The sequence below is a fragment of the Streptomyces sp. YIM 98790 genome (assembly GCF_011421595.1).
Lineage (GTDB): Bacteria > Actinomycetota > Actinomycetes > Streptomycetales > Streptomycetaceae > Streptomyces.
Genome location: NZ_WTLH01000015.1, coordinates 1 through 10103 on the forward strand (window position 1 = coordinate 1; position 10103 = coordinate 10103).

Annotated in this window: 6 protein-coding genes and 1 pseudogene; 5 read left to right on the forward strand and 2 right to left on the reverse strand. The window is 74.8% G+C overall.

Annotation, left to right across the window (positions count from 1 at the left end; all coding sequences use genetic code 11):
- Together GQS09_RS04750 and GQS09_RS04755 are read left to right on the forward strand one after the other, a co-directional pair.
- A pseudogene (locus GQS09_RS04750) lies at positions 1-1434 on the forward strand (D-alanyl-D-alanine carboxypeptidase); the annotation flags it as partial.
- Between the two features lie 173 nt (positions 1435-1607).
- Positions 1608-1841 carry a hypothetical protein gene (locus GQS09_RS04755; RefSeq protein ID WP_207957467.1) on the forward strand — a complete coding sequence of 78 codons (234 nt, stop codon included), beginning with the start codon at positions 1608-1610 and terminating at the stop codon, positions 1839-1841.
- Between the two features lie 158 nt (positions 1842-1999).
- Here GQS09_RS04755 and GQS09_RS04760 read toward each other — a convergent pair whose 3' ends face one another.
- Positions 2000-2731 carry an HNH endonuclease family protein gene (locus tag GQS09_RS04760; protein WP_165984707.1) on the reverse strand — a complete coding sequence of 244 codons (732 nt, stop codon included), beginning with the start codon at positions 2729-2731 and terminating at the stop codon, positions 2000-2002.
- Between the two features lie 151 nt (positions 2732-2882).
- Entirely contained in the window at positions 2883-4064 is a 1182-nt protein-coding gene (locus tag GQS09_RS04765) for a zinc-dependent alcohol dehydrogenase (RefSeq protein ID WP_165984708.1), read from the reverse strand.
- A 334-nt stretch (positions 4065-4398) separates the two neighbouring features.
- Between GQS09_RS04765 and GQS09_RS04770 the strand changes: the two genes are divergently transcribed.
- The 3 genes from GQS09_RS04770 to GQS09_RS04780 all read left to right on the forward strand — a co-directional run bounded on the left by GQS09_RS04770 (position 4399) and on the right by GQS09_RS04780 (position 10032).
- Positions 4399-5550: an alkaline phosphatase PhoX gene (locus GQS09_RS04770; protein WP_165984709.1), complete on the forward strand. Its 1152-nt coding sequence runs from the start codon at positions 4399-4401 to the stop codon at positions 5548-5550.
- Between the two features lie 138 nt (positions 5551-5688).
- On the forward strand, positions 5689-8475 hold the full coding sequence (locus tag GQS09_RS04775; protein ID WP_165984710.1) for a DUF6493 family protein: 2787 nt from the start codon (positions 5689-5691) through the stop codon (positions 8473-8475).
- A 153-nt stretch (positions 8476-8628) separates the two neighbouring features.
- The gene (locus GQS09_RS04780) at positions 8629-10032 is read left to right on the forward strand and encodes an SWIM zinc finger family protein (protein WP_165984711.1); all 1404 of its coding nucleotides are present in this window, start codon (positions 8629-8631) and stop codon (positions 10030-10032) included.
- Positions 10033-10103 lie beyond the last annotated feature (71 nt).

Here is a 10103-nt window from a genome sequence, read left to right on the forward strand (position 1 = left end):
GACGCCGTGGCGTCCCCGCCCGTGGCCCCGCCCGCGCCCCGGCCCGGGCCGGGGCCGGAGCCCGGGCCGGGGCCGGAGCGGAAGGCCGCGCCGGAGCCGCGGCCGGAGCCGGAGTACAAGCCGGAACTGAAGCCGGTCGACAATCCGCTCGCGCTGCTGGCCGAGCTGACCAACCGTCCGGCGCCCCGGCCCACCCTGCTGCGCACCGTCGCCCGCCGGATCAAGATCTGGACCCCGCTGGTCCTGCTGGTGCTGATCGCGCTCACCGTCGTCCAGCTCGTCCGCCCGCTGCCCGCCCCGTCCCTCGCCCTGACCGCCGCCGGGAGCTTCACCTTCGAGGGCGAGACCCCGTCCGTGCCCTGGCCGGAGACCGGTCAGGCCGCGCTGGAGGTGGACGGCATCGGCTCGTTCGGCACGTTCGGCGAGCAGGAGCCGGTGCCGATCGCCAGCGTCGCCAAGACCATGACGGCCTACATCATCCTGCGCGACCACCCGATGGGGACCGACGAGGACGGCGCCGGTATCCCGGTCGACGAGCAGGCCGAGAAGGACTTCGGCCTGGGCGAGACCCGCGGCGACTCGGTGGTCCCGGTCCGGGCCGGCGACACGCTCACCCAGCGGGAGGCGCTCCAGGCGCTGATGATCGCCTCCGGCAACAACGTCGCCTGGCTGCTGGCCCGCTGGGACGCCGGCTCGCAGGAGGCGTTCGTGCGGAAGATGAACGACGCCGCCGCCGGGCTCGGCATGGAGAACACCACGTTCACCGACCCCAGTGGTTTCGATCTGGGCACTGTCTCCACGGCCGGGGATCTGGTCAGGCTGGCCCGCGCGGCCATGGAGGACCCGGTCCTGCGGCAGATCGTCACCCTTTCCGAATACACCGACCAGTACGGCAATGTGCACCGCAACGGCAACTTCCTGGTGCCGGTCGGCGGAGTGGTCGGCATCAAGACCGGCAGCCGCACCGCCACCGGCGGCAACTTCCTCTTCGCCGCCCGGCAGGAGGTCGCGGGCGAGAGCCGGCTGATCGTGGGTGCCGTGCTCGCCCAGCCGCCGCACCCCTCGGACAACTCCATCCGCACCGGCGCCGTGCTGGCGGGCGACGAGCTGATGACGTTCGCCCAGCAGCAGCTGCGGAGCGAGACCATCCTCACCGCGGGAGACGTCGTCGGATATGTGGACGACGGTCTGGGCGGCCGGACGCCGGTGGTGGTGACCGAGGATGTCCATGCGGTCGGCTGGTCCGGGCTGAAGGTGGAGATCAAACTCACCGGAAAGGACGAGGGCGGGGAACTGCCCGGCACGGCGAAGGCCGGCACGGTCGTCGGCTCGCTCACCGTGGGGGACGGGACGGGAGCGGTCGAGGTGCCGATCGCCCTGGAAAGCGATCTCACCGAGCCGGGGCCGAGCGCGAAACTGCTGCGGCTCACATAAAGGGGAATGCAGTTCCCGGCGGGGGGCGTGTCGTGGCGGTGACGAACTCACCGGTACCGCCACGCCGCGCCCCCGAGGACTGCCCAGCAGGCGCCGTGCACGCTACAGTCGGTCCTCCCAGCAGCTCAGGCGGGTTGTCACGGGGGGGCGGGCTCTGGTGCAGTGTCCATCATGTGGTTCTGGTAACGGGCGAAAGCTCAACAACGGCAACTGGGTGTGCAACGACTGTGGCGCGGTCACCGCAGGATGAGGCGGCGTGGCGGGATCTGGACCCGGCCACGCGGGAGCGGCTGAATTTTCTCGATCCGGAGGACTTCACCGTCGGTCCCACGCGCGAAGCGGCAGAACAATGGGCCCGCTTCACCGCGATTCTGGACAAGGCCGAGAACTACCGTCCGCGTCAGTAAGCGCTATCCGCCATTGTGCCGGCGGCTTCGCTGCTGCGCAGCGGACAGCGGCACCAGGGGTTTTCTGCTTTCCCGGGGTTCCGTAATCCGCCGCCTGGCAAGATCGTCCGGGAATTGGCCCGGACCGGACGGCCGGCCGGCCGAATGCGGTGCCCGGCTCAGGCCGGGCAGGTGTCCAGCATCTTTCCGAGCATCTCCCGCTCGTCCTCGTGGACGGTCAGGTCCCAGGCGTCCTTGACGGCGGTCCAGGCCAGGCCGTACTCGCACCAGTACTCCTCGACCGGCTGCCAGTCGGCCGGGTCCTGGTCGCCCTTGGACCGGTTGGAGCTCGCGCTCACCGCGATGAGCTGCGGATTCTCCAGGTCGTTGGCGAACGCCTCGCGCCGTTCCCGGTCCCACTCGTCGGCTCCGGAGCGCCAGGCGGCGGCCAGCGGCACCATGTGGTCGATGTCGACGTCCCCGGCGCTGGTGAGGGTCTGCCCGTCGTAGACGCTGTACCACTCGCCGCTGTCCGGCTGGCAGTCGTCCCCGGTCTTCACCTCGTTGCCGTCGCGCAGCAGCACGGTCTGCCGGACGGTGCAGCCGTCCTGCCTGCTCCAGTGCGGGAATTCGTCACGGGAGTAGCCGGTCATCGGCCGCTCGTCGGCGACAGCAAGCGCTGCCAGCATCTCCCGCCCCTCGGAGGGCGCCGGCAGCCCCGGCAGCTTGCTGACCGGCTGCCAGCCGGCCCCGCCCTCCCCGCCCGGGGCCGCATCCTCCTGGCCCGCACCGCCCACGGTGGCGGTCGCCTCGTCCGAGCCCTCCTCCAGGATCTCCGCACACCCGGCCAGCGCGGCGCCCAGCACCAGCGCTGTCACTCCGGCGGCCACCGGCCGTACCGGCACCCTCATCCCTCCGCCCCCTGCCACTCGCTCATACGTGCGCGCTGATGCTACCCGGCCCCTTCCGCCCCGACCCCCGCCCCGTACCGCCCCGGCTCACCTCTTCACGTCCGCGGCCGGAGCGGGATTCCCGCGTGGCCGGGCTCGGGTGCCGGAGGGGTCAGGGTTTGAGGACGACCTTCACGGCGCCGTCCTGTTTCCGCTGGAACATCTCGTAGGCGCGGGGGGCCTCGCTCAGGGGGACGTGGTGGGTGGCGAAGGTGGCGGTGCCCAGGGGGTCGTCGTCGCTGAGGAGGGGGAGGATCTCGGGAATCCAGCGTTTGACGTTGGCCTGGCCCATCCGGAGCTGTATCTGCTTGTCGAACAGGGTCATCATCGGCAGCGGGTCGGTCATGCCGCCGTAGACGCCGGAGAGCGAGATGGTGCCGCCCCGGCGGACCATGTCGATGGCCAGGTAGAGCGCGGCGAGCCGGTCCACACCGGCCTTGCCGATCACCCGCTCGGCCAGCTTGCCGGGCAGCAGGCCGCCCATGGTCTGGAGCGCCTTGCCGGCCGTGCTGCCGTGGGCCTCCATGCCGACCGCGTCGATGACCGAGTCCGCGCCGCGTCCGCCGGTCCGTTCCCGGACGGCGGCGGCGATGTCGTCGTGCGCGGTCAGGTCCAGGGTCTCGACGCCCCGGCTGCGGGCGCGGTCGAGCCGCTCCGGGACCAGGTCGATGCCGATCACCTGCTCGGCGCCCTGCAGCAGGGCGATCCGGCAGGACATGTCGCCGATCGGACCGAGGCCCAGCACGGCCAGCGTGCCGCCCTTGGGCACGTCCGCGTAGGCGACGGCCTGCCAGGCGGTGGGCACGACGTCGGAGAGGAAGAGATAGCGGTCGTCGGGGACGCCCTCGGGCACCTTGACCGGCCCGTAGTGGGCCTGCGGCACGCGCAGGTACTCGGCCTGGCCGCCCGGTATCTGCCCGTACAGCTTGGTGTAGCCGAACAGCGCCGCGCCCGTTCCCTGCTGCCGGACCTGGGTGGTCTCGCACTGGGTCTGGAGCCCGCGCTCGCACATGAAGCAGTGGCCGCAGGAGATGTTGAACGGGACGACGACGCGGTCGCCCGCGCTGAGGCCGGGCACCTCGGCGCCGGTCTCCTCGACGATGCCCATGGGCTCATGGCCGAGGATGTCCCCGGGCGTCATGAAGGGCGAGAGCACTTCGTACAGATGCAGGTCGGAGCCGCACAGGCCGGTGGAGGTGACGCGTATCACCGCGTCGGTGGGTTCCTGGATCGCGGGGTCGGGCGCGTCCTCCACCTGGACATTGCGTTTGCCCCGCCAGACCACGGCCTTCATCGGGGTCGTCCTTTCGCTCGCCGGTCCGGGCATTCGATGAGCGGTGCGGGTACCCGCCGGGGGCGCCCGGATTCCCCTGGTGTGCTCCTCGGTGAGCGGCTCCTCCGCGGTGTGCTCCGTGGGATGCCTTCGAGACGTTCGCCGGCGGTTCACGCGGGGGTCACGCGGCCGGGCAGCCACTCTCCGGCGTCTCCCGCAGGTCGACTGGCCGACTTGTGATGTTCATGACATAAGCCCTGCTCAGGGCGGTACCCGATCCCTACGCTCCGGGTGACCTCCGGAGGTGCCGCACCGCCGGTGCCTCCGCCGCCTCCTTGAAGAAGAAGGAGCAGCAGTGGATCGTCGCACCCTCCTCCGCAGCGCCGTCGTCGGCACCGGCGCGGTGGCCTTCGGCTTCACCATGACGCGCGAGTCCCTCGGCTACCCCGCCCGGACCGGCACCGGCCCCTACGGCCCGCTCCGGGCCGCCGACGCCAACGGGATCATGCTGCCGTCCGGCTTCACCAGCCGGGTGATCGCCCGCTCCGGCCAGGCCGTCGCCTCCACCGGCTACCTCTGGCACGGCGCCCCCGACGGCGGCGCCTGCTTCCCCGACGGCTCCGGCTGGATCTACGTCTCCAACGCCGAACTGGGCAGCGGCTCCGGCGGCGTCAGCGCCATCCGCTTCAACGGCAGCGGGTCGGTCACCGGGGCCTACCGCATACTCTCCGGCACCAACCGCAACTGCGCGGGCGGCGCCACCCCCTGGAACACCTGGCTGTCCTGCGAGGAGGTCTCCCGCGGCTACGTCTACGAGACCGACCCCTACGGCAGCAACCCGGCCGTCCGCCGTGCCGCCATGGGCAGGTTCACGCACGAGGCCGCGGCCTGCGACCCCGACCGGCGGGTCGTCTACCTGACCGAGGACGAGAGCGACGGCGCCTTCTACCGCTTCGTGCCCGACACCTGGGGTGATCTCTCCTCCGGCACCCTCCAGGTGCTGCGGGAGACCGGCTCCGGCCTGAGCTGGGCCACCGTCCCGGACCCGGACGGCTCCTCCAGGGCCACCCGCAAGCAGGTCTCCGGCACCAAGAGGTTCGCCGGCGGCGAAGGCTGCTACTACGCCTCCGGCACCTGCTTCTTCACCACCAAGGGCGACAACCGGGTCTGGGCCTACGACGCGGCGGCCAACACCCTGGCCATCGCCTACGACGACAACCTCACCTCCAGCCCGCCGCTGACCGGCGTGGACAACATCACCGGCGCCCGGGTCGGCGACCTCTACGTGGCCGAGGACGGCGGCAACATGGAGATCTGCGTCATCACCCCGGACGACGTGGTGGCCCCGTTCCTGCGGATCACCGGGCAGAGCTCCTCCGAGATCTGCGGCCCGGCCTTCAACCCGGCCGGAAACCGGCTGTACTTCTCCTCCCAGCGCGGCACCAGCGGCTCCAGCGGCGGCGGCATCACCTATGAGGTGACCGGGCCGTTCCGCAGTTCGCTCTAGCCCCCGGCGACCCCCCCGTCGCCCGCCCAACGCGATTGTCGGCGGCGTGGGTTACGTTCGGCGACGGCCGTCCCGGACCGGGACGGCCGTCCGCCCGGCGCCCCGGAGCCCCGCCGCCGAACCCGAACGGAACCCCGCATGACCCGAACCGTCGCATCCCGCACCGCCGGCCTGCCGCCCGGCAGCCCGGACGCCGCCCGTGCCGTCCTGGCGGCGGTGGACGCCGGACGGCCCGCCGACGTCCCGGCGCCGCTGGCGGAACTGGGCGACGGCGAGCGGCGCGCGCTGCTGGAGGTCCTCACAAAGCGGCGCCGTGCCTTCCGCGACAATTCCTGGGAGCACCGGCCGCACCTGTCCGCGCTGCGCCTGGCCGGCGCCGGCTGCCACCGCGGCCCGGCCGGCTGCACCCAGTGGCTGATGGCCCCCGACCTGCGCTGGCACCGTTTCAACCCGGCCGACCTGGTGGCGGTGCTGGCCCCCCGGGGCCGGGACTGGGCGGGGGAGCTGATCGAGCGGCTCGGTGACCACCCCCGGCTGCTGCTCCCCGACTACCGGATGGCCGAAGCCCTGCAACGGGAGACGGGCGCCCCGGTGCCGCTGGGCGATCCCTTCGTGCGGATGTGGGCGCTGGCGGTCACCGAGCAGACCCGGCACGTCCCGCGGCGCCGCACCCGGCCCGGCCCGGCCCCGGTCACCCGGCTCGACGTGCTGCGCCGGGACCCGTACACGCCGCTGCTCGTCCCCCGGTTCTTCGAGATCGACCGGATGGGCGGCGAACTGGGCGGCGCACCCGCGAGGGCCACACCCGAGGAGATACGCGATTCCCGGCAGTGGCCCGGTGCGCTGGCCGCGCTCGCCCGCGAGGGGCTGCTGGACCGCCGGATGCTGCTGGAGGGCTGCTGCTCGGTGCTGGTGCGCGGCGGGCGCGCCGACGACCTGGCCTTCCACCTCACCCTGCTGGCCGCCCTGGAACCGACCGACGAGGAGCTGGAGTTCCGCACCGGCGACTGGGCGGCGCTGGCCGCCGACGCACCCTCGGCGGTGGCCGCCTGGGCACTGGGCACGCTGCGCCGGCTGTGGGACGCGGACCGGCTGTCCGCCGCCACGCTCGCCGAGCTGAGCCCGGCGGTGCTGTTCCGCACCGAGAAGAAGCTGGTGCAGGCCCAGCTGACGCTGCTGGACCGGGCCCTGCGGCAGCGGCCGGAGCAGGCCGGGCTGCTGCTGCCGGCCGCGGCCGAGGCGTTCGCCCACCCCGAGACCACCCTCCAGGAACGGGCGGTGCGGCTGCTGGCCCGGCATGCCCGGCACCTGCCGGGGGCGGCGGCGGAGACGCGGGCGCGGCAGCGGCTGGCACAGGCCGCGGCCGGGCTGACGCCGATGCTGCGCTCCCGTGCCGCCGGACTGCTCGGCGAGCCCGAGCTGCTGCCCGACCCGTGGCCCGCGCCGCCGGACGGGGAGCCGGCCGGACACACCGAAACGCTGCCGCCGTACCGGGGGGACGAGCCGCTCGGCACTCCGCCCGGGGAACCGGCGTCGCTGGCCGCCGAGGTGGCCGCGGTGCTGGCCGGCTTCGAGTCCGCCCGGCGGCCGGTGGACGGCCCGCACACGGCCCTGGACTTCGAGCGCGCCCTGGACGGGCTGATACGCCTGGCCCACCGGGACCGCAAGGCGCTGGCCGAGGCGCTCCAGCCGCTGGCCGACCGCCATCCCTGGCTGCTGCACGCCGACGTCCTGCGCAAGGAGACCCACCAGCTCGGGGTGGTCGTCGCGGCCGTGCTCGGCACCCTCGGACCGGCCGACGCACTCGGCGACGCGGGACCGGAGGCGGGCGCGGGGGCGCGCTGCCCCGCTGACCGGTTCCGGGCGGCGCTGGACGCGCGGCTGCGGGAGGCCGCACACCGGATCGTCACCGGGGACCCGCTGCCGCTGCTGCTGGCCACCCCCGGCAGCCGGAACGGGCAGCTGGCCCCCGAGGAACTGATCCGCAGGCTGGCCGGGTACACCCGGCTGGGCGTGCGGCCCGCCGCCGCCGACACCGACCAGGCCCTGCTCCGCCTGCGCCACCCCGGCCCGGAGGACCGCGCCGCACTCGCCGCCCGGGCCGGGGCGGTGGGCATCCCCGAGGGTGACCGGCTGGCCGCCTGCCTGGCCGCCGGCCCGCCTCCGCATCCCGGCGACCAGCCGGTCCCGCCCCCGCCCGTCGTACCCGGCCGGCAGGGACATCCGGCCATGGCCGGCCTGGCCGTCCCCGGCCAGGTGCGCACCCGGGAGTTCCAGGCCCTGGCCGAACCGTTCCCGCAGGTCCCCGGCTGGTGCCCGGGCAGTCATCCGGCCGGGCACTGGCTGCTGACCGTGCCCGGGCAGCGGGAGACCGTGGCCGGGCAGCTCGGCGCGCTGCTCGTCGGGGAGAACGCCGCGGACTGGTGGCGGGCACCCGGTGACCTGCCGCTGCTCGCCGAGGCCCCGGGGGAGGCGGGCGCCGCCGTGCACGACTGCCTGGCGCGCGGGCTGGGCGCGGCCGGCGGCGAGGACCGGACGGCGGCGGTGGACGCGCTGCTGACGCTGGCCGCGCAGCGGCGGCTCGACGCCGGGCTGCTGGCCCGTTCCCTGGCCCGGCTGCTGCGCCCGGAGGCGGCGCTGGCGTACCGGCCGGTCCGGACGGCGGCGGCGCTGGCCATGGCCGCGCAGAGCGGCGCCCGCGGCACGGTGTGGTCGGTGCTGGCGGCGCTGCTGCCGCCGCTGCTGACGGCGGACCGGCCGCCGCGGGTGCTGGGCGATCTGCTGGCGGTTGCCGCCGACTGCGCGGAGCACCTCCGGCCCCGTGCCGCACTGCCCGGCCTGGCCGGACTGGCCGCCCGCCGCGCCGCCTCCCGCACCACCACCGAAGCCCGCCGCCTGATGGCCGCCCTGAACCCGTCGCCCTGACCCGGCAACCGCTCCGCCACACGTCGGTGCGGCAGTGCAGGCGTCCGGGAGCGCGCCTGGGGCCCTCGCCGCGGCACGGCCCCCGCACCGCGCCCGGCTTTCGCGAGCCGCGCGGGAACGTGCTTGTCAGTGGCGTGCGTTACGTTCCGTTGCATGAAGCGATCAGTGCAGGCGTACGCCTACCGCCGTCCGTCCGCCGTCCGTGGCGGGGCGGGCGGGGCGCGGCTCGGGCTGGAGACCTCCGGCGGGATCACCCCGGCCGGTGCCGAGGCGAACCCGCGCTTCTTCACCGGCTTCCTGGCCGAGCCCCGGGCCGCCGCCCAGGCCCTGCTGTCGGTCGCCGATGTCGCCGCCGCCCGCTACTACCAGCCGCGGCCCGGACTGGCCTCGCTCGACCCGGTGGTCACCGCCAACGGCGACCGGCTGCGGTTCGAGTCCTTCTCCGGATGCTGCGGCGTCCACGCCCGGCTCGATGTGCTGGCCGCCGGACTGGACGGCGCCGATGTCGCTCACGGCACCACCCATGTGGACATCAACAACCCGCTGCGCGAGGCGCTCGCCCGGCTCGGCGGCAGCGAACCGCTGCATCTGCGGGTCGGCCCCGAGGAGCTGGCCGTCACCACCTTCGACGGCCCGCTGGTGGAGAAGCGGGTGCCGCTGCCCGACCGCTGGCTGCGCGGCTTCGCCGAGACCCAGGTCATCGCTTCCGGCTTCGACCTGCGTGCCGAGCTGACCGCCGCCGAGGCGGTCCGCTTCCTGCGCTCGCTGCCGCGGGGTCTCTCCGGCCGGGCCGGCGGCGTGCGCTGGGTGCTGCCCGCCCCGCACGGCACCGGGCTGCGCCCCGCCACCCGGCCCGCCCCGGGCGCGGTCTGCCTGCCCGGCCCGGCCCGGCTGGCCGCCCTGCACCGGGTGCTGCGCCACGCCACCGGGCTGCGGGTCTACGGCCCGGCGGCCGGTCCCGGCTCCGGTCCGCTGCCCGGCGCCTGGGAGCTGACCCTGCCCGGCATGCGGCTGACGCTGACCCTCTCGCCCGACCCGGCCCGCGGCTTCTCCGGCGAGGGCGCGGTGCTGACGCATCTGGCCGGGGAGGAGAGCGCGGCCGACGCCGAACTGCTCTCCGTGCTGCTGGCCTGGGAGCCGCGGATCGATCCGGCCGAACTGGCCGACCGGTCCGGCCTGCCCCGGGAGCGCGTGCGGGCGGCCCTCACCCGGCTCGGCACCGCCGGCCGCGTCGGCTACGACACCGCCGAGGCCGCCTACTACCACCGTGAACTGCCCTATGACGCCGCGCGCGCCGAAAAGCACAACCCGCGCCTGGTCCGGGCCCGCGAGCTGGTCGCCGCCGGTGCGGTGACCCTCCTCGGGGACGGCCTGGCCGCGGTCCGCTCCGGCGACCTGGTCTACCAGGTGCGCGCCACCGCCTCCGGCGCCATGACCTGCACCTGCCCCTGGTGGGCCGAGCACCGCGGCGGGCGCGGCCCCTGCCGCCACGCCCTGGCCGCCCGGATGGCCGGCCGCACCGCCCCTGCCGGCCACCGCGGGGGGCCGTCCGGATGACCACCCCGGCCCCCGCTGCATCGCCCGCCGCCCCGCCCGCCGTCGCCGGGCTGCCGGCGGCCGTGACGAAG